This is a genomic window from Legionella sp. MW5194 (assembly GCF_016864235.1).
GTDB lineage: Bacteria > Pseudomonadota > Gammaproteobacteria > Legionellales > Legionellaceae > Legionella_C.
Genome location: NZ_CP045732.1, coordinates 1,097,507 through 1,115,297, shown reverse-complemented (window position 1 = coordinate 1,115,297; position 17,791 = coordinate 1,097,507). Strand labels below are relative to the sequence as shown.

Sequence of the window (17,791 nt, the reverse complement as noted above, 5' to 3'; positions counted from 1 at the left end):
AGCTCCTGATTTAAATGAAGCTGAATTCTTTTCATAGCTGCTGATTATGAGTTGTTTCAAATATCCCCATGTTTAAGCCCGCATCGGCCTCAATATCAGCCAATCGTGATCCTCTCCCAAAAACAGAGCCGTCAAAAACTAGAAAAAATTGACATCCGAGATTTTCTGCCTAAACTGATTTGGGGTCAAATTGTTCAGGGAGGAATGGGGCCGAAAATCGTTGTAATCTTGACGCCATTCCTCAATTTTTCTTTTAGCATCTTCCAGAGAAAGAAACCAGTGGCTGTTCAGGCATTCATCCCTAAAACTGCCATTAAATGACTCAATAAACGCGTTATCTGTTGGTTTTCCGGGCCTTGAGAAATCCAAAGTTACATTATTCTGATAAGCCCATTTGTCTAATATCTTTGAAATAAACTCAGGGCCATTATCAATCCGGATGCTTTTTGGTAGCCTGTTATCAAGGACTCTGAGCTCCTCAAGAACATTCACAACTTCCTCACCCCGAATAGTCGGCCCTACATGAATAGCCATGCATTCCCGACTAAAATTATCGACTATAGTTAAAGCCCGTATTCTCCTCCCATTAAACAGATTGTCAGAAACAAAGTCCATGCTCCAGCATTCGTTTAAAGTGGACGCCATTAATCGTTCTTCTCTGTGCGCACCAGCAACATGACGGCGCGGACGCTTTCTGCGAAGATTAAGACCTTCCTCACAATAAATGCGGTGAACTTTTTTGTGATTAATAACCCATCCTTCCCGCCTTAATAAAACATGAATGCGTTGATAACCATAACGTACCCGTGTGTGGGCTATCTCACGTATACGGTGTCTTACTGCTGTATCTTCGCCACGACATGAACGGTACTGATATACACTACGGCTTAACATTAGAACGTCACAACTTCTGCGGATGCTTATCCGGTAACTGTCCTGAAGGGCTAATGCCAACGCTCGCTTTTTCCGTGGCTTTAAAGCTTTTTTGACAGAACATCCTGCAACATCTGCTTATCAAGACTTAGGTCAGCAACCAACTGCTTAAGACGCTTGTTTTCATCTTCCAGCTGACGAAGTTTCCTGAGTTCCGATGCACCAAGCCCACCATATTTTTTCTTCCATATGTAAAATGTCGCCTCGCTTATTCCCAGCTTTCGGCATACCTCTGAAACACTCGTTCCCAGTTCCGCCTGCTTCAACCCAAACAGAATTTGTTCTTCTGTAAATTTGCTTCTTTTCATGATGGCTTATACCTTTTTTGCTTGTTGATATTTTGCCAGATTTCTCCAGTTTAGGGTGGATCTATTTTCAGGGAGGAGATCAATCGAATCTCCTGACCAGCATTGGTTTTCTGTCCGGCTCTAGCCATCAGAGAGACTAAAGATTCTTCCCCAGCAGACAAAAAGAATAATGACCAGCGCGAAGATGGTTTAACTGTTCCAGGCCGAGATGCTCGGGTTTTTCCTTGACCATTAGCCAACAAATAAGCTGCTTCTCCCGCTTCATTGGCTTCTAGAAGACTTAATTCATCAAGAATTAATAGCCCATCGTTATGTAAAGCAGCCAAGCCTTCAAGCCCATTTGTGGTACTGCGCCATAATCGGCAATAGGATTGTGGGTTACCCCAAACGGAAGCCGCTACAGTACCGTTAACCTGTAAAAGCCTGGAGCTCGTGAGAAGTATTGCGTGTAATTTAAAAGGGTGTCAAGCGCTTTCAGGGCTTGAGATCTGATTGATATTAAATGAGAGTAAATGATAATGAAAAAAAATTGTGACAGGATTTGTCCCATGTGTCCCAATTGAATTTTGCTGTAATGGGGCATCTAAACCTAGCGTTTATGTGATTGTCCCACTTGTCCCTGATGTCCCACCTAATTCTAATAAAATTTATTCTGATATAAAGCTCAACCCTAAGACTATCATATGAAACAGTCGGAATATCATCTTGGATAATTCGGGTTATTGCATTGGATAATTCGGGTTTTGCTATTGGATTTCTCGGGTTTATTATTAACTATTTGTTTTACTAGGCGCAGGAAAGACAAACTCAGATGTTTTGACTTGCCTGATGCCTCAAATTGCTTGGATAAATGTTGATACATGGTATATACTATCATATAGATACAATGTAGATACATTAGGTGCCAATATGACATTACATGCAAAAATTCAAAAATGGGGTAACGGTTTGGCCCTCCGCATAGGCGGTGCCATGCGTGAGATACCTCATCTTAAAGAAGGAACTGAGGTGGAAATTGAAGTCACTGAAACAGGTTTTACAGTTACCAAATCCAAGAAGAGAAAAAACTTTCCCTTCAAAGAATCAGATCTTCTAAAAGGTTTATCAGCTCAGACTGCCCATGCAGATTTACTTGCCACGCTTGCACCTAACGAGATTGAGCAATAATGGCTAAATCATACATACCTGAACGAAACGACATTATTTGGCTGGATTTTGAACCAACAAAAGGGAAAGAAATTGGTAAATATCGCCCTGCGTTGGTCTTATCTTCTAAAGAATACAATCGGGCAACTGGATTGATTATTTGCTGTCCGATAAGCACCAGTATTCGCGGAGGTACCACAGAAGTTCCAATCGATAATCTCGATGAACCCTCAGTTGTCGCTGCCAGTTTGATCCAGACACTCTCTTGGAACGATCGCAAAGCAAAGTTTATTATTGAAGCCGAACCTCTAGTAATGGAAGAGGTGTTATATCGAATTATTCCCTTGATAGGTGCTGACAGGCTTTTTCAAGAGTCTGAGTAACAATCGATTTAGGTGTTTACTGTTTTTGAATAGTGAACGCCAGCTAAATCCCTTATTCCGTTAAACTACTTCATCAACGGTTTCTAAACTTCCTGACATCTGTCGAATCAAATAATCCGATATTCGTTGCATCGGTTTTCGTAGTCGCTCAACATCCCGCATAATATACCCAGCGGTTACATCATGAGTCATTTTATGGTTGAGTAGACGCTTTAAGGCATACGCTGGTAGATCAAGACTCTCAGCAGTAGTAGCAAACGTGCGTCTTAAATTATGAACCGTGAAAGTAACTCCAGATAATTCAGCCACTTTTAACATCGCTTTTCTGGGTTCCACCAGTTTTACTCGGAGCTGGGAAGACAAACTCACTGGTTTTAAATTCTTTTCTTCGCAAAACTAATTCACTTATTTTGATAATGAGTTAATATCCTATGAGTGGGCAGTTTAGGTTGTAATAGCATAGGACTATAACACCCTGAATGACTTCAACTCACCCTTTACCCTTCAACTATTCAAAAAAAACAGATTATAATCGCTGCTTTCTCCCATGCCGTAACCGTTATGCTGATTTCAAAAAAAAGGCTCGTACAGGCCTTGAGCAATTTCACCAACAGAAACACGCTCATTAAAGAATTAGCTCATCCCTCGGAAAATGAGAAAAACCTGTTTTTCAAATGGGTCTTGGCCTTTTGGCTAGGCTCCAACATTTCTCGCGAAATGGTTCATAAGCCCCGGTTAACAACGGAATGTCAACAATGCATTGATGCGGTTTATTTTTGCATTCTGATACTGGATAAACAAATGAGTTTGTTAGACAGACACTCCGCGGCGTTTAGAGTGCTGAAAAACACCCTGTTTGGGATGCTTGACTACTATAACGGTCATTTTCTCTTGATAGTGCAGGAACCCCGCACCATCCTGACTGCGTTTATTCAGTTAGTTCAAACCATCAATCACCAATCCTGCCCCTCTTCCTCCGATCGCAAAATTCTTAAGCACACTCAAAAAGCCTGTCTGGCTGAGCTTTCGTTATCCCAGCCGCAACCAGGGCCATTGGTTACCCAGGCTGCCAATGATGTGACCTCGATTACTAAAGTCAATCCATTCAATATGGGCATTGCGATGAATAAACTGATTACCGCTAATTTTGATCAGTCGTTTTTTTCCCCATGGCAGCAGGCCTGACTAAAACCCATTCAGTAGAAAAATTCTTCATTCAAACGCGAGATGGCACTGTTCTTGAAGGACTTTCTGTTAAAGAGAAAAACAAAAGTAACAAAACAGTGGTTCTGGCACTGATTGGGCACTTTCAAGCGGAGCATAGTTACCTGAACACCAGTTTTTATGCGTTTCAGGCGCTTTTTGATACGCAACTGGTTATCATCAACCATCGCAATTACTCCAGCCGTTCCAACAAATTCGCGGCTCATCCCCAGGAGTTAGCTGAAGATGTGGTCGCCTTTGCTCATTATTTTGTGGAAAGGAAGCAACGGGTGGTGCTCTATGGAATGTGCGGAGGAGCAGCCCACATGATTTTAGCGGCAAACAGCCTGTTGCATCAGAAAATTCCCTTCAAACTCATTGCCGATCGCTTCGCTCAGCGATACATCGACTTCACAGATTACAAAACCCTCTCCAGATTCAGGGATCATTTGAATACATTTCCCGAAGGTTTTAAACCAAGGGGATTGCCTGCTTTTTGCCAGAATCCTCTCTTTGTTTACTGCCTGACTTTTTTTCTGTTTATAACCCTGTTTCTTTTATCTAAATCGGCACTGGTTTTAACGAAAGCCGCCATTGACTTTGGCCAATTGATTCAAATCATCCCTGAAACCGATCGTTTGATTTTACAAGCAAAAGGGAAAAAATCAGCGCCCGGCCATGAACCACTATCCACGGACATGATTGTCCATCCTCAGAATGACTTAAGGAATGCGGTCAAAGAGAAACGTAAGCAGCGAAAATCCCTGTTAAACAAGTTAGCCGAACTTTGCCTTAAGGCCGCGGGCCACGCGGTTTTTTCCCAAGAGATTCAACAGATTTTCCTAACACTTTTTCAACGTTTTCATCAATGCCTGGAACTGATCAGCAATGAAAAATTAATGGACGACGCCAACACCGCCACAGTCAGGGATTTACACAGCAGAAAGCTTTATACTCTCACAACCCGAAACAAATTACCCATCCATCAATTGATCACCGGTTTTTTCAGGCAGCCGAGCCAATCGTTTCAACCGGTGATTGATTCACTCATTCCTTATTCCAGCAAAACCATCGTAGCTGCACTAGAACACCTTTATGGTCATTCCCCCTCTTTGGCCTCTCATTTCTTAGCCTTTGCCAAGCATCTGGCTTTGTTTTTACAGGAGCTAAAAGTCAATGAATCATTTCTGGTGGCGATGGCCGATCGTTTGACCTCCACTCAATTGCCGGATTTGCAAGCCCCGGGCAAAGCCTTGCTTGCCAGTGCATTATTTCAGCGGATGAGTCAGCATTTACAACAAACTGGCGCCGATCACCTTCCTCTGTTAACAGGCATTCAATAAGCGCTCCTCATTGCCTGGCAATGCTCAGAAGCCGCTGCCACCGGGCCTGTTCAGCGGTTATCTAAACCCGCGATACGATCCTGTTGTCTCCTTTCTCCCATTTAATATTGAATTAATAATTTTCATATAAAATTAAATAAACACAAAATGGGATAAAATAATGCATTTGGTCATTTATTTTTGTGGTACGGGCGATTCTGGTAATGGCTTTCCTGATCAGTATGATTATGTTAACAAAGAAGCTGGCGTTCGAACCATTTTGGTTAAAGGGTGTGATGAACCCGAAGTCTGCAACAGTGCCCTATTTCCCAATTTAAAAGGTTTTGCCAATCGCTTTGTATCCACTTTAATTGAGCGTGACGGAAATGATTTCAAATTAAAGGTAGGGAAAACCCGCGATCCGCAAAAAGAAGATCCTGAGGATACACCTGAAAACAAGATTTTAAAGAGCCTTGGTATTCGTCTTGACTGCACGGACATTGATGCTGCCAATGTAGGTGAAAAAATTGAAAGCATCACGTTATGCGGCTATAGCCGCGGGGCTGTCACTTGTTTTGAGACGGCCAGGGCGTTGCATGAACTGGCTCCTCACTCCAAAACACCTGTTCCTGTCGATATTGTCGCCAATCAGCCTGTTTCGGGCAATGCGTATCAAGGTCCTTTAACCAATGCACGAAGCATTGCAGATTGCAGCGACCTACCCAATCTCCGTAATGTCAGCGTCATTTTAGGGGCTTACACAGGCGAATTGCTCACTGTCAATTTGCAGGTTAAAAAACGCATGCCTGCCTCGCTAAGCGCCTACAAAAACACCTACCTCCTGGTGGGTAATCCCGTTTACACCACCACCGAAACAACCAACGATCAGGGTGAAGTAAGCAAAAATTTTAGCTCGAATGCAGCTCTTTACTACGTAGACTCCCAGGGAAAAGCCAAAAAAGTTGATTTTAATGAGAACTACAACACGGGTTACATGCTGGACTTTCTTGATATTCACCCGACAAAAGAAAAAAAATATTCTATCCAAACTAATCATTTTAAATCGCTAACTGAAGAAAAAATTGAAGCAGAAGCTCTGTCTAAGGATACCAGTGGTCTTCACCGAGGATTTTTTTCCCAGATTCTCCCCAGATTACCTCGCAAAGCGCACCGCGATTTGATAGTTATCCCTCGTGACAGTCATCACCAGACACGCGTTAACGCCCCTGACGGTGATGAGCACCTGCACTGGCAAGTAGCCAAATACCTGGACTCCAATCATAGTCCTGATGCACAACAGCCGCGTTTGGTTAAAGAAGGCCGTGTTAAAGAAAAAGAGGAAAAAGCCCGCCAGACGTACAGCCTGTATGACAAAGAGCCCCCGACTTATTTTCCTGTAGCCAGTGAAATGCAACGCTTTTTTGGTTTAAAAAAGGAGATGGTTTATCGTTATACCGATAAATTGCATCCTAATCGACTCACACGCCGGGGGATGGAATGGCATAAGAACGAAACACTGTTTGCCTGGTGGCAACGCCATGATAAAAAAATCTCGGGCTCTCCAACGCCACTGACGAAAGAACTGATCCATCTTCTTAAAAAGGCGGACGGCTCGAGGGAGACTCTTCTCGAACAAAAAGACACCCTGCTTACCCTGTTTCGAGAAGCGGAGCGCTGGCTGATACTGAAAGAAAATACGGCCACGTCCCGTTATTACCAGGTTGAAAGCTTGCGCACCCATGTTTTTGAATGCTTGAAAGAGATTAAGGTTGACGACAGGGAAATTGCTGTATTAAATCGTGAGATGCTTAAGGAAACAGGGTATTTTCTTAAACATTGGACTGCAGGCAGCGAAGCTGCCTCCTGGTTTAAGACCAAAGAGACCGAGGTATTGGATGAGGCCTTTAAACAGCATGATAAGAAAAAACCATCGCGAGAAAACGATGAGGCGCTCTTAAAGGCCATGGACGATTGGCTTAATGCGAAAGAAAAAGGGAAGTCCAAAAGCAGCCGTTATGAGCTGGTACTTGAAATGTATGAGCAGTTAGCAGACGTTATCAGTAGCACTTACGGTGAAAATGCAGCCTTGGCCCTTAAGTGAACTGATCATTCATTCGCCTGGGGATTACCCGGCTCCCTGGGTAATCGGCCTGTTAATGAAACCCCTCTGCCATTCTTTTCTTTAGGTATTCAACATCCACTTCCAAAATCACCCGAATATTATCCCGGATGCCTTCAAGACCTTTGTGCAGGTTTTCTAATAAATTAAAATCCCGATTGCTGAAGGCCAGATCGGCTAATTCCGATAACTCGTGCTTTGAATGCTTAAGAAAAATTTTACCTTGCGGATCGGTTCTTACACTGATTTCTCCCGCCGTAAAATCATTGTTTAATGCGATTTTTGCAAACCCTGACACCACCTGTTTTATACTTTCCTTTCTTGCTGCAATGATGGCCAAAACCAAATCATAGATAATCACCGCCTGCTTTTGTCCCAGGGATTCTGCATGAAAATAAGGTTTCAGGATAGAGAAAATAAACTGATTGACCGGATCCGCCTTTTTTGCAATTTTCTCAAGGTAATCCACATTATCTACCCTCACGTTATCGATAGCGCCAGGCCCTAAAATCATGAAATCACAGGCGTGATGCAGTAATACGTCTATCGCATGAGGATCCGCATAGGCGTTAAATCCTGCCCCTTGAATGGCGCCGCGCAGGCTTTGAATGGGGAGATTGGCCATCATCAGAATTCGGATGTTGGCCATTTCCTCAGGAAAGCGTTGCACTGCCTGCGCCAGATTGGTCGCAGGCCCAAGCGCGATTATAATCATGTCGGGGTGTTTTCTGGCCGCCTCAGCGATGGCGGCCGGCGCATCCGTTGGCAAATGCCCAAGGTCATGTTTTTTCTGACACCCCCAAAGCCCATCAGGCCCCATGATGAATTGACCAAAACGGATGGGGGCAAAGACCAATGGACTTGCCGCTCCCATAATCACCGGAATATCCTGCCGATTAATGACGTCAAGCACAGTCAGGGCATTGTTGGTTGCATCCTGCAGGCTGCTATTGCCGCAGACGGTAGTAATTCCCAACAGTTTGACGTTTTTTTGCCTGGCCAGCCAGATAATGGCCAGCGCATCATCAACGCCCACATCGGAGTCTATGACTATTTTAACGGTTTTGTTGTCATCCGTATCGACCATGCAGGGTATCCCGTTGTCATGTTAAATGAAAATTTGCATCGTCATCACACAGGGTACGGTGTTTTAAAATAGCATTCAGCCTATCGCCTACCTTATCGGCTTCATTGTCCGGGAAACCTAAAAGAGAGATGAACTCATTCCGGTTTACCCAGTGCAGGCTTTGCCCTTCCAGCCCCGTAATTTTGCCTCTAAATTGATCAATCAACCAAACATCGTACAACATGTCGTTATTGGAATGATGATAGGGTATTTTAATCCAGGGTGTTGCCTGAGTGACTTCAATGCCAATTTCCTCTTTAAGTTCACGCTGCAAGGCAGCTAAAGCGGCCTCGCCAGACTCTACCTTTCCTCCAGGCACCTCCCAGATGCCAGCCTGAGGCTGATGCTGCCCGCGTTGGGCAACGAGTATAAGACCTTCTTTATTGATAATAAGCCCCATCACGACATGTATCATGCTATTAGCCGTCCGTTCTTTTAGAAGTTAGATTCCCACAGGGTTATACCTTAGGCGAATCGCGTTAAATTCCCAACAGTTGACTTAAATAGTTTATGCTTATCAGTATAGTTGTCATTTTGAGCGATGGAGAATTAACAGGGGTCAGTCCCGGCGGAACTCGCTCAGCGTGTATTCTGGCTCAACAGGAACAACAAAACCCGGGGAAATCGAGTTTGCCGAAAACATCGGCTTGTGGCCACCCCGATGAACATCTTGCAATTTTACAGCCATTGTGCAATCTTTTAGCTCAATTCACAGACAAGGAAAGACTATGCAGGCAGAGGAATTACTCTTGACTATCCGCTCCATCATTGCCGAAGAACAGCAGTGGCAATCCCAGGTTCGCTATAACTGGGTGAGAGAATTTGGAAAAAATTTAGTCATGCTCATGAACCCGGAGTATGCAATTGAGTTTCTGAAACTGGCTGAGCCAGAATTTCGCCTGCCTAAAGGGATTATTGCCATTAATCAGTTATTGGATAATAACGACATGCTGGCCTGTCGAAAAATTGAGGGCATTAAAGTGATATTAGCCGCCAAAGGGTACGACGGAATTAAAGAACATAAAAGCTGGAAACGTACTGACGCGACCCACGGTATTTATTGCCGCCTGGCAGAAGAAATACGGGTATACGAAACCCAGTGCCTGCAAGAACAAAGAGATTACACTCCCGCGGCAGCCTGTTCCTGATTAACATCATCAACCCATTGATTATTTCTGGCCATGACTTCAGCAATTATGGCCAGTTGCATCAGGGAGCCTAAGTAAACCACGCTGTTTTCCATGTCGTCTGCACTGACGTTTTCTTCTTCGGCAGCCACTAATAGCGCATCCCTTAACGCCTCAAGTTGTTTTTTTACCTGACCCGGCTTCAGATTGACTTGCTTCTCTTCAAACAAGGCCGCAACCTCTGCCTCCAGTGCCCTCAAGTCCCAACCAGCCCTGGCGGCAGCCAGACGGCATTTGTCCTGATTGATGTATTCATAAACATGGGTGATGGTAGCCTGCAGCAACACCTGGTTCTGAAAATCCTGTTTTGCCTCCTCAAAGACAGACAGTTTTTTGGGCGGCAATCCCTCCTGTTCAAGGGTTTCCAATAAGCCGCGGCAAAACCAGAACAGCGAAGTCAAATCATACAAGGGCTTTTTTTGCGGCTCAGGCGCTAAAAGTTGCCTGACATTATAATGCAGGTATCGCGACAGTTTATGCAGGCGGCCCGTCAACTGCGTCAGCGTATCGCTTCGCCACAAGGCATTAGCCACCAGAAAAGTCGAGGTGATGCCAATTAAAATGCCACCCAAACGCTCCAGGGGGGGATCCAGTGCAATCGGTGGCCCGCCGGCCTGCGCCAGGGTAATGATTAGAGCAATATTAGCCTGTAGGCCAATGTACGCATAGGCCGTGTATTTAAATGAGAAATAACTGAATACCCACACACCAAACAGTAAAATGATAATCAAATCATATAAATCCATCCGAATCCAGGCAAGAGAGCACAGCGCCAATCCACCGCCTGTCAAGCAACCCAGCAAACGGTAGAGGCTGATGTTTTTCATTTCATAGATGCTTTTTCGAATGGAAATCACAATACTACTGATTAGTCCGTTTAACCCGCCGGGCCAATTGCTGATTAACCAGAAACAGAGTGCCAGAATCACACTTAATCCGGCTTTAATGCTGTGCTTGATAATGTCCGGATCCGTCTGCAACCGCTGTTTCCTGCTGATGAGCCGGGCATGGGGAGCAGTAAATTTCTGCCCTTTGACCAGAACCAGTTGCAACGACTGCAGCTTGTTCACTAACTGCCGCAGCAGATGGCTGATGGCAAAAACCGCTTGTTGATGTTGACTGTTTCGCGCCGTAAGCACGGACAGGGCCGCGTCCAGGGAGTGCAGGGCCTGCGTACTATTCAGTTCCTTTCCATCGTCCGTTTGCTTTAGAAAATGGCACTTAATGCAATCAAGATCCTCGATGATCGCTGAAAAAACCTCAGCCAGAGGCAAGTCTGTTGTTTTCAGTTCTGCCTGAATGCTCGCATACTGCTGCGACGAAATGAAAAAATGAAGGCTGCGGTTTAAACTGTAAATGGAATCAAACAGCACACGCAGCTGATCGATTTTTTCGCGCTTAAATCCCACCTCACGCCGCATGTACCCTAACATGTCCGTGGCTTTGACAACCGATTTTTTGAATGCCTGCATGTTCTTTCGCAGTTCATCCACAGCCGAATGCCGCAATAAGAGGTTATCCTGCACCGCCCGGATTAACTGTTGAAATCCGGTAAATACCTGCCCCACTTCCTTATCCAGGGCCTCATGAATATTAATGGGGAAAAGACAAAAAGCAGCCGCGGCGGATACCAGAACCCCTAAACCGATTTCTATCGGACGCCACACCGCCACCCAGAAGGCCTGCTCAGGGGCGATGGCGAGATCGGCGATAACAATAAAGGCGCTGATCGCGCCCAGCAGATAGGCATAGGCATACACACTGAAGTTATAGTAATAAACGGCGATGGTAACTAACAAAAAGGCTGACAACAGATACAGCAGAAAACTGTTGGCAATGTATCCGGCAAGAAAATAACCGCCCCAGGCCCCTGCAAGGGTTCCGGCAATACGCATGATGGCTTTATCAATAATGCTTCCGGTATAAATATTGGCCAGGATGACGGTGGTCATGCCCGACCAATAGGGTTTGTCGAGGTGAAGAGCGAACGCCAGTAACACAGCCGCTACCGCTGAAATGGCCGTGCGGACCGCAGCGCGGTTTTCTTTGCTCTGAGGGATAAACGGTTTAAACCAGGCTAATGCCTCAGCGGTAGGTAACGGTTGTCGCACTGGCACCTATCCTTAAGGGGTATTCAGGGGAAACATCGTCGATGTAAATGCGCACGGGAAAACGCTGTGCGATTTTAATCCAATCCTCGGTGGCTTCGAGGTAAGCCAGGGTTGAAGGTGCAACACTGCCGGCCTGAACACGATTAATGCCCCAACCAATACTCCCTACATGGCCGTGAAAGGTTTTACCGGGATACATGTCCAGTTTGATGGTGGCCTTGTCGCCCGGCTGGATTAAACGAATGGCCGTTTCACGGTAGCGGGTCACAACCCACCAGCGTTTGGTTTCGATGAGCGCAAACAGGCCCTCGCCCGTGGCAATGTATTGACCACGGCGTAAATTAAAATTGGTGATATAGCCATCCGCTGGCGCAGTAATGAGTGTGTGATTGTATAAATAGGCTGCTTTGTCATACTTTGCCTTGGCCGCCCGTACTTCATTGTCATCGAGAGTAATCTGAGCAATGCGTAATCGCTCGTTGGCAGCGATAACCCGTGCCTCCTGCTCCTTGATTTTGGCTTCAATATTAATTAGTTGAATTTCAGCCAAAGCCCCCTCGCTCTGCAGTCTTTGATAGCGTTGATAATGATCTTTGCTTAATGCGAGAATGGATTGGGTTTGTCTGAGTTTCTCTTCAGCCACGGTAATCGCCAGTTTGTTATTTTCATAATTGACCTGGCTCATTTTATAATCAGCCTTTGCTTTCTCCATGGCATATTTAAAGGGGCGCGGATCAATCTCGATCAGTTTTTGTCCTTTCTTGACGTTCTGGTTTTCCTTAATGTAGATGGCGCTGATGGGTCCGGAAACCAACGAGGCGATGTTGATCACGTTGGCTGAAACATAGGCATCGTTGGAGCGCGTATCGTAATAAGCAAAATAGCGGTAACCGGCAAAGGCCAGGACGATGAGCGTCACCGTGATCACATGCGGCCAATATTTAAATGCCAGAAAACGCTCCTTGTCCATTAACCGCAATCCCCTTGCAACGTCGAATGAAGTATATCAATATAGCTAATCGCAGCGCGTTTGTGGAGAGTAGTGTCTACGCTGCACATGAATTGCCAACCGGAAACACCATGCCTTTGACCCACCAGGATATTATGCGGCAATTGCGGCAACAAAACCACGTGCTTGTGCCCTTTGCCTTACCGTCTACCGTCATTCATGACGCCATGGCGGCTTTTTTCCGATTTTTAGACGAACCTCCAGTCATCCGGGAGCACATTGATTTTACCATAGCCCCCCTGCATCGCCGCGGCGACGTGGGTTTTAAGCAGCGGCATCCCGGTGACGACATTTACAATGACAGCAAGGCCTTTTTTCATTTCCATCCTGCCATTTTTCAACGCTACGGCACTTTCCTCACACAACAGCCGGTGGTGAATGATTTCATGCTGAAAGCAGAACCCGTCTGGCAAGCGGTTGCATCCACGGTGCATGCCCTGTTAACGACACTGCAGCCGCCTTTTCCGGGACTGGTCCACCGTGTTTTTGACACCCCGGACGTCCATATTCTTTTACGTTTTTTGAAATACAACTGGCAACAATCCGGCAAGTACCTGGCCAAACCCCATTTCGACGCCGGCTCGATGACCTTAGCCATCGCCGAAAGCGGCCCGGGTCTTCGTATCGGTAGCGGTCCGCATGATTTAACACCGGTTCAACATCAGCCTGGCCATGCCATTTTTATGCTGTCCAGTAATTTCAAGCAACTCATGCCTGCCGATGAGTTGACCGCGGGTTGGCATGACGTCATCCAGCTCGATGAAACCTTCATCGGCAAACCCTACTCACGTTGGGCTCTGGTCGCGTTTATTGAAGCCCATGGCGTGACAGCATTACCCAGAACCGAAACACACAAATGGTTTCAGGGTGAAACAGGGCCACTGAACTAGACCACGAGAAAGCGCCAACTCAAGATTCCCGGTTTAACAAACATCGGGGATGGCGAGGTGCAGGGCTGTTCAGCAATCAACTGCGCAAAGCGGATTTGCAGCAAGTCGCGATCCGTAGAGGCCATGGTAACCCGCCAATGGTAGGTGCTGTGCAGGCGATTTTCCGCGACAGACTGCATGCAGGGATAGGTCCCTAACGCTTCGATAACGAAACGATAATGCAATCCGTTGACTTCATAAGGACAACCCTGCCCCTGCAGGAGACGCTCAATGACCTGATTGGCTTTGTCTGAAGGCAGGAGGCAGCCGGGCCATGCGGTGAAAGCGTCTTTTTTAATGATTTGCCTTATCTTTTTCTCCATCACCTGAACGGCCCTGTGTTTATTAAGCAGCTGGTTAAGTGACTTGTGATAAAGCCATACCTGTTGTTGCTGCGATAACACCAACAGCATCATCAGACTTAAAAACAACAGGGCGGTAATCAGAATAAAGCCTTTGGAATTCACGGGATGCGCACCAGGGTATTGACAATCCGCTGCTGGTTATCGGCAAGCCCCAACGTGACGGTCAGCACCTGCCCTTTGGCACCGGCGTGCAATCGGGCAAAAAAAGAACGGACCGCCGCGCTTAATTCTTCTGCATGACGGGATTGGTAAAATAGCGCCGGTTCACCGGATTGGTTTTTCTGCACAAAGAATTCCTCCTCAAGCCACTCCCCCACATAAGCAGGCGGCGTATAGGGAAATTTAAGCGGGTCTTTCAGCGTGAGTTCACATCGACTGTCACCCTGTGCCTTCAGGCGCTCAATGGTGGTTACTTCCGCATGAAAGCAATCGGCAATCATGATGACCTGGCGAGGGGATAATCGGCAGCCCGAGTCCACCAGCACCTGTGAAGAGCTTAAAATGCGGTTTACTGCCGTAAAATCCTCGCTCATGCGTTTGACGCCAAGGCGGTTTTCTGTGCCGCCTGACAGGGTAATCGCCGCCAGGGATTGCCGCCTGCCGCGTCGGTCGGCTGCGGTTAACCAGCCTATTCCGGCACAGGGTGTAAACCCGGCCTGGCGTATATTATCCTGCAGCAGGTCAATGATCATCTGCACATCATCACTCGCCGTCACCTGCTGTTGAAACGAAACGTCGTGGCGGCGGGTCATAAGGTAATGGTTAAACAATGCGCCTAAAAGGATGCTGCCAAGCAGTAAGCCAATCATGATTTCAACAAGGCTGAAACCCGTTTGTCTTTTCATTTCTTTCCTCCTGCAAATGAAGAAAGCGGTTTAAGGCCTGCCAATCGCAGCTCATACGCATTGTCGCTGGTTAAGCACTCGCTGAATTGGGCTTCCGCCTGATTAAAGAGGCAGAGGCTCTGCCATTGCTGAGTTAAAAGTCCGAATGATGTACTTAAAATCACCAAAAGCGTGATCAGTACTTCAATCAAGGAGAATCCTTGTGAAGAGGTCATATTCCATTTTCCCTGGGTTGGTTGCCGGCATTAGCCTAGCGTGATTCGCTGCCTCTGACAAGATCACTCTGCGTTATTTTAATCATTCACTTGTGATAGGGGTTGCGGTAAGATGAGGCGAAATTATTTTCAAGGAGAGACCTTTGCCCTGCGATTATCATCTGCTGCCTCATGAAGGGATTCGCTCACTCAGTCCCTATGTTCCCGGCAAATCCATTGACGAATTGGCCAAGGAAAAGGGATTGGATAATATTATTAAACTGGCGAGCAATGAAAACCCGTTGGGATGCAGCCACTTGGTCAAGGAGGCACTGGCTAAGCTAACCGGCATTCAACTGGCCACGTACCCTTCCTTGATTCACCACCCGCTACGGGCGGCACTGGCCGAAAAATTAGGCATCAAAGAACCCATGCTGGCTTTCAGCAATGGCTCAGATACCCTGTTTTCCTTGTTGCTCATGCTGTTTGCCCTGCATCAGGACAAACACATGCTCACGCATGCCCACGCTTTTGTCTCCTACAGCATTCAGGCAAAAATTCTGGGTATCCCGGTCGTGATATCGCCTGTTGGGGAAAATTACGAGGTGGATATCGACAGGATGATTAACCTGTGCAATGACCAAACCGCCATTGTTTTTTTAGCGAATCCCAATAATCCGACCGGACTTTTTATTCCGCTTGATGACGTGAAGCGGCTCTTGCACGCCCTACCGGAAACCACCATCCTGGTGCTCGATGAAGCCTATTATGAGTTTGCCTACCCGCGCGGAGATAAAAGCAGCCTTAATCTCTTGAATGAATACCCAAACTTAGTCATCACCCGTACCTTTTCCAAGGTTTACGGATTGGCGGCCCTGAGGTTGGGCTATGTCATGGCTAATCCGGCTATTATTGACATGCTGTTACGCATTCAGCCGCCTTTTGCAGTCAATCAGGCGGTACTGGAAGCCGGCTATGCAGCCATTCACGATCTTGATTTTGTTACCCAGACACTGATCACCAATGCGCAAGGCATGCAACAAATGGAGAAGGGACTCAAGGGGCTGAATTTGCAGGTCTTGCCGTCTAAAGGCAATTTTATCAGCTTTGATTGCGGCATGAGCAGCCTGCCGATTTATGAAGGCTTGTTAAACCAGGGGGTTATTGTACGTCCTCTTGTTTCTTTTGGTTTGCCTAATCATTTACGGGTGACCATAGGAACCATGCAGCAGAATATTCGTTTTTTAAATGCTTTGTCCACGTGTTTACACGATCACCGTAAGGAGCTAGAACATGAAAAGTGATTTGCAGCATAAGCATTGTGAATCCTGTGAGGGTATAGGTCAGGCGCTCACCGCCGAGCAGGTCAAAAACTTAATGCCGCAGCTGCATCAAAGTTGGGAGGTGGTGAATAACAGCAAAGAAATCAAACGCTCTTTTTCATTTGCTGATTTCTATGAAACCATGGCCTTTGTCAATGCCATTGCCTGGATGGCCAACAAAGAAAACCACCACCCCGATCTGGAAGTCGGGTACAACTATTGCCACGTTCGTTTCATGACCCATGCCCTGCAGGGGTTATCGATGAATGATTTTATTTGCGCCGCTAGAGTGGATGCGTTGCTTGAATAAATTTTTACAATAAAAAACCCGCTTCGAGCGGGTTTTTTATTGCTTTCACAAACGGTTTAAGGTCTGTCATCGATTTCTTTACGCTGGTTAGGCAGGAAATCTTTGCGATCCAACCCCATGACCACCGCTAAAGCACCGGCCACGTAAATGGACGAATACGTACCGACCACAATACCAATAATCAGCGCCAGAGAAAAACCGCGGATGGTCTCGCCGCCATAGACAAACAGGGCCACAACCACAAACAAGGTTAGAACTGAGGTCATGATGGTTCGCGACAAGGTCTGGTTAATGGAGATATTCATAATCTCCAGCGGCGAAGCACGGCGAATTTTAATGAAATTCTCGCGTACGCGGTCAAACACAACGATGGTGTCGTTCAGTGAATAACCGATGACGGCGAGCAAACCAGCCAGTGCTTTTAAATCAAATTCAATACCGAACATAGCAAAAACACCCAGGATCAACACCGGATCATGAATAAGCGCGACAGCCGAACTGACCGCCAGACGGTATTCAAAACGCATGGCGATGTAAATCATGGTGGCCAGCAGCGAGACAATGATCGCTAAAGCCCCTTTAGTCGCCAATTCCTCCCCAACCTGGGGGCCGACAAAATCCACCCGTTGTTTGGTTGCTCCGGGCAAGGCACTCATCACCTTGTCCACCAGTTCGCTTTGCTCCATGTCCGCTTTGGGGCCAATGCTGATGAGCACGTCTTTTGACGTCCCATAACTGACCACCTGGGCTTCTTTAAAACCGGCCTGATACAGGTTCTCGCGAATAGCCGTCAAATCCGCGGCGTCAGTGTAGGTAACCTCAATCTGGGTACCGCCGGTAAAATCAAGACCCCAGTTCAAGCCATTGATGAGCAAGGCCGCGATGGAAACAATAAAAATAAGCGCAGACAGGAGGGCAGTCCATTTACGCGCCCCCATGAAATCGACATTTGAGTTTGGATTAAAAAATTCCATCTAAA

18 protein-coding genes and 2 pseudogenes are annotated in these 17,791 nt (G+C 46.4%); 9 read left to right on the top strand and 11 right to left on the bottom strand.

Features of this window, described 5'->3' with window-relative positions:
• Positions 1 to 138: 138 nt before the first annotated feature.
• Both GH742_RS05305 and GH742_RS05300 read right to left on the bottom strand, forming a co-directional pair.
• Positions 139 to 1,241, bottom strand: a protein-coding gene (locus tag GH742_RS05305) for an IS3 family transposase (RefSeq protein WP_203454544.1) whose coding sequence is annotated in 2 segments (ribosomal slippage) — positions 139 to 989 and positions 989 to 1,241 — 1,104 coding nt in all. Because the reading frame shifts where the segments join, the coding sequence is not laid out codon by codon here.
• Positions 1,242 to 1,321: 80 nt separating this feature from the next.
• A pseudogene (locus GH742_RS05300) lies at positions 1,322 to 1,645 on the bottom strand (DUF927 domain-containing protein); the annotation flags it as partial.
• 505 nt (positions 1,646 to 2,150) lie between these two features.
• Between GH742_RS05300 and GH742_RS05295 the strand changes: the two are divergent.
• Together GH742_RS05295 and GH742_RS05290 are read left to right on the top strand one after the other, a co-directional pair.
• Complete coding sequence (locus tag GH742_RS05295; RefSeq protein ID WP_203456415.1) at positions 2,151 to 2,408, top strand: hypothetical protein; 258 nt, start codon at positions 2,151 to 2,153, stop codon at positions 2,406 to 2,408.
• A complete protein-coding gene (locus GH742_RS05290) occupies positions 2,408 to 2,770 on the top strand; it encodes a type II toxin-antitoxin system PemK/MazF family toxin (RefSeq protein ID WP_203456414.1) in 363 nt (120 codons plus the stop codon). The genes GH742_RS05295 and GH742_RS05290 overlap by 1 nt, the downstream gene beginning before the upstream one ends.
• Positions 2,771 to 2,830: 60 nt before the next feature.
• Here the strand turns inward: GH742_RS05290 and GH742_RS05285 are convergent.
• A pseudogene (locus GH742_RS05285) lies at positions 2,831 to 3,173 on the bottom strand (integrase); the annotation flags it as partial.
• Positions 3,174 to 3,331: 158 nt separating this feature from the next.
• Here GH742_RS05285 and GH742_RS05280 point away from each other — a divergent pair.
• The 3 genes from GH742_RS05280 (at position 3,332) to GH742_RS05270 (ending at position 7,396) form a co-directional block, all read left to right on the top strand.
• Positions 3,332 to 3,955 (top strand): hypothetical protein, encoded by a 624-nt coding sequence (locus GH742_RS05280; RefSeq protein WP_203456413.1) that lies wholly within the window; start codon positions 3,332 to 3,334, stop codon positions 3,953 to 3,955.
• On the top strand, positions 3,940 to 5,316 hold the full coding sequence (locus tag GH742_RS05275) for a hypothetical protein (protein ID WP_203456412.1): 1,377 nt from the start codon (positions 3,940 to 3,942) through the stop codon (positions 5,314 to 5,316). Before GH742_RS05280 ends, GH742_RS05275 begins: the two co-directional genes overlap by 16 nt.
• Positions 5,317 to 5,476: 160 nt before the next feature.
• Entirely contained in the window at positions 5,477 to 7,396 is a 1,920-nt protein-coding gene (locus tag GH742_RS05270; RefSeq protein ID WP_203456411.1) for a hypothetical protein, read from the top strand.
• A 52-nt stretch (positions 7,397 to 7,448) separates the two neighbouring features.
• On the opposite strand, the gene GH742_RS05265 is transcribed toward GH742_RS05270, so the two are convergent.
• Entirely contained in the window at positions 7,449 to 8,501 is a 1,053-nt protein-coding gene (locus GH742_RS05265) for a nucleoside hydrolase (protein ID WP_203456410.1), read from the bottom strand.
• Between the two features lie 16 nt (positions 8,502 to 8,517).
• The gene (locus tag GH742_RS05260; RefSeq protein WP_203456409.1) at positions 8,518 to 8,955 is read right to left on the bottom strand and encodes an NUDIX domain-containing protein; all 438 of its coding nucleotides are present in this window, start codon (positions 8,953 to 8,955) and stop codon (positions 8,518 to 8,520) included.
• A gap of 313 nt (positions 8,956 to 9,268) precedes the next feature.
• On the opposite strand from GH742_RS05260, the gene GH742_RS05255 reads away from it, so the two are divergent.
• The gene (locus GH742_RS05255; protein ID WP_203456408.1) at positions 9,269 to 9,688 is read left to right on the top strand and encodes a hypothetical protein; all 420 of its coding nucleotides are present in this window, start codon (positions 9,269 to 9,271) and stop codon (positions 9,686 to 9,688) included.
• Here the strand turns inward: GH742_RS05255 and GH742_RS05250 are convergent.
• Complete coding sequence (locus GH742_RS05250; RefSeq protein WP_203456407.1) at positions 9,661 to 11,838, bottom strand: FUSC family protein; 2,178 nt, start codon at positions 11,836 to 11,838, stop codon at positions 9,661 to 9,663. The genes GH742_RS05255 and GH742_RS05250 overlap by 28 nt on opposite strands.
• Complete coding sequence (locus tag GH742_RS05245; RefSeq protein ID WP_203456406.1) at positions 11,813 to 12,808, bottom strand: HlyD family secretion protein; 996 nt, start codon at positions 12,806 to 12,808, stop codon at positions 11,813 to 11,815. The genes GH742_RS05250 and GH742_RS05245 overlap by 26 nt, the downstream gene beginning before the upstream one ends.
• A 26-nt stretch (positions 12,809 to 12,834) precedes the next feature.
• Here GH742_RS05245 and GH742_RS05240 point away from each other — a divergent pair, with 26 nt between their 5' ends.
• A complete protein-coding gene (locus GH742_RS05240) occupies positions 12,835 to 13,737 on the top strand; it encodes a hypothetical protein (protein WP_203456405.1) in 903 nt (300 codons plus the stop codon).
• Here GH742_RS05240 and GH742_RS05235 read toward each other — a convergent pair.
• Genes GH742_RS05235 through GH742_RS05225 form a run of 3 tightly spaced genes read right to left on the bottom strand, consistent with a single transcriptional unit; the run spans position 13,734 to position 15,201 of the window.
• Positions 13,734 to 14,243, bottom strand: coding sequence for a hypothetical protein (locus GH742_RS05235; protein WP_203456404.1), 510 nt, complete (start codon positions 14,241 to 14,243; stop codon positions 13,734 to 13,736). The two genes, GH742_RS05240 and GH742_RS05235, sit on opposite strands and share 4 nt — an antisense overlap.
• A complete protein-coding gene (locus GH742_RS05230; RefSeq protein WP_203456403.1) occupies positions 14,240 to 14,986 on the bottom strand; it encodes a PilW family protein in 747 nt (248 codons plus the stop codon). Before GH742_RS05230 ends, GH742_RS05235 begins: the two co-directional genes overlap by 4 nt.
• The gene (locus GH742_RS05225; protein WP_203456402.1) at positions 14,983 to 15,201 is read right to left on the bottom strand and encodes a prepilin-type N-terminal cleavage/methylation domain-containing protein; all 219 of its coding nucleotides are present in this window, start codon (positions 15,199 to 15,201) and stop codon (positions 14,983 to 14,985) included. Before GH742_RS05225 ends, GH742_RS05230 begins: the two co-directional genes overlap by 4 nt.
• Before the next feature lie 143 nt (positions 15,202 to 15,344).
• On the opposite strand from GH742_RS05225, the gene hisC reads away from it, so the two are divergent.
• Positions 15,345 to 16,484 carry a histidinol-phosphate transaminase gene (gene hisC, locus GH742_RS05220; protein WP_203456401.1) on the top strand — a complete coding sequence of 380 codons (1,140 nt, stop codon included), beginning with the start codon at positions 15,345 to 15,347 and terminating at the stop codon, positions 16,482 to 16,484.
• Positions 16,474 to 16,812: a 4a-hydroxytetrahydrobiopterin dehydratase gene (locus tag GH742_RS05215; protein ID WP_203456400.1), complete on the top strand. Its 339-nt coding sequence runs from the start codon at positions 16,474 to 16,476 to the stop codon at positions 16,810 to 16,812. Before hisC ends, GH742_RS05215 begins: the two co-directional genes overlap by 11 nt.
• A gap of 56 nt (positions 16,813 to 16,868) precedes the next feature.
• Here GH742_RS05215 and secF read toward each other — a convergent pair whose 3' ends face one another.
• Positions 16,869 to 17,786, bottom strand: a complete 918-nt coding sequence (secF, locus tag GH742_RS05210; protein WP_108292044.1) for a protein translocase subunit SecF — start codon at positions 17,784 to 17,786, stop codon at positions 16,869 to 16,871.
• Between the last annotated feature and the right edge of the window lie 5 nt (positions 17,787 to 17,791).

Coding starts and splice junctions, on each gene's coding strand:
- GH742_RS05295 (WP_203456415.1), top strand. CDS start 2,151: ATGACATTACATGCAAAAATTCAAAAATGGGGTAACGGTTTGGCCCTC.
- GH742_RS05290 (WP_203456414.1), top strand. CDS start 2,408: ATGGCTAAATCATACATACCTGAACGAAACGACATTATTTGGCTGGAT.
- GH742_RS05280 (WP_203456413.1), top strand. CDS start 3,332: ATGCTGATTTCAAAAAAAAGGCTCGTACAGGCCTTGAGCAATTTCACC.
- GH742_RS05275 (WP_203456412.1), top strand. CDS start 3,940: ATGGCAGCAGGCCTGACTAAAACCCATTCAGTAGAAAAATTCTTCATT.
- GH742_RS05270 (WP_203456411.1), top strand. CDS start 5,477: ATGCATTTGGTCATTTATTTTTGTGGTACGGGCGATTCTGGTAATGGC.
- GH742_RS05265 (WP_203456410.1), bottom strand. CDS start 8,501: ATGGTCGATACGGATGACAACAAAACCGTTAAAATAGTCATAGACTCC.
- GH742_RS05260 (WP_203456409.1), bottom strand. CDS start 8,955: ATGATACATGTCGTGATGGGGCTTATTATCAATAAAGAAGGTCTTATA.
- GH742_RS05255 (WP_203456408.1), top strand. CDS start 9,269: ATGCAGGCAGAGGAATTACTCTTGACTATCCGCTCCATCATTGCCGAA.
- GH742_RS05245 (WP_203456406.1), bottom strand. CDS start 12,808: ATGGACAAGGAGCGTTTTCTGGCATTTAAATATTGGCCGCATGTGATC.
- GH742_RS05240 (WP_203456405.1), top strand. CDS start 12,835: ATGAAGTATATCAATATAGCTAATCGCAGCGCGTTTGTGGAGAGTAGT.
- GH742_RS05230 (WP_203456403.1), bottom strand. CDS start 14,986: ATGAAAAGACAAACGGGTTTCAGCCTTGTTGAAATCATGATTGGCTTA.
- GH742_RS05225 (WP_203456402.1), bottom strand. CDS start 15,201: ATGACCTCTTCACAAGGATTCTCCTTGATTGAAGTACTGATCACGCTT.
- GH742_RS05215 (WP_203456400.1), top strand. CDS start 16,474: ATGAAAAGTGATTTGCAGCATAAGCATTGTGAATCCTGTGAGGGTATA.
- secF (WP_108292044.1), bottom strand. CDS start 17,786: ATGGAATTTTTTAATCCAAACTCAAATGTCGATTTCATGGGGGCGCGT.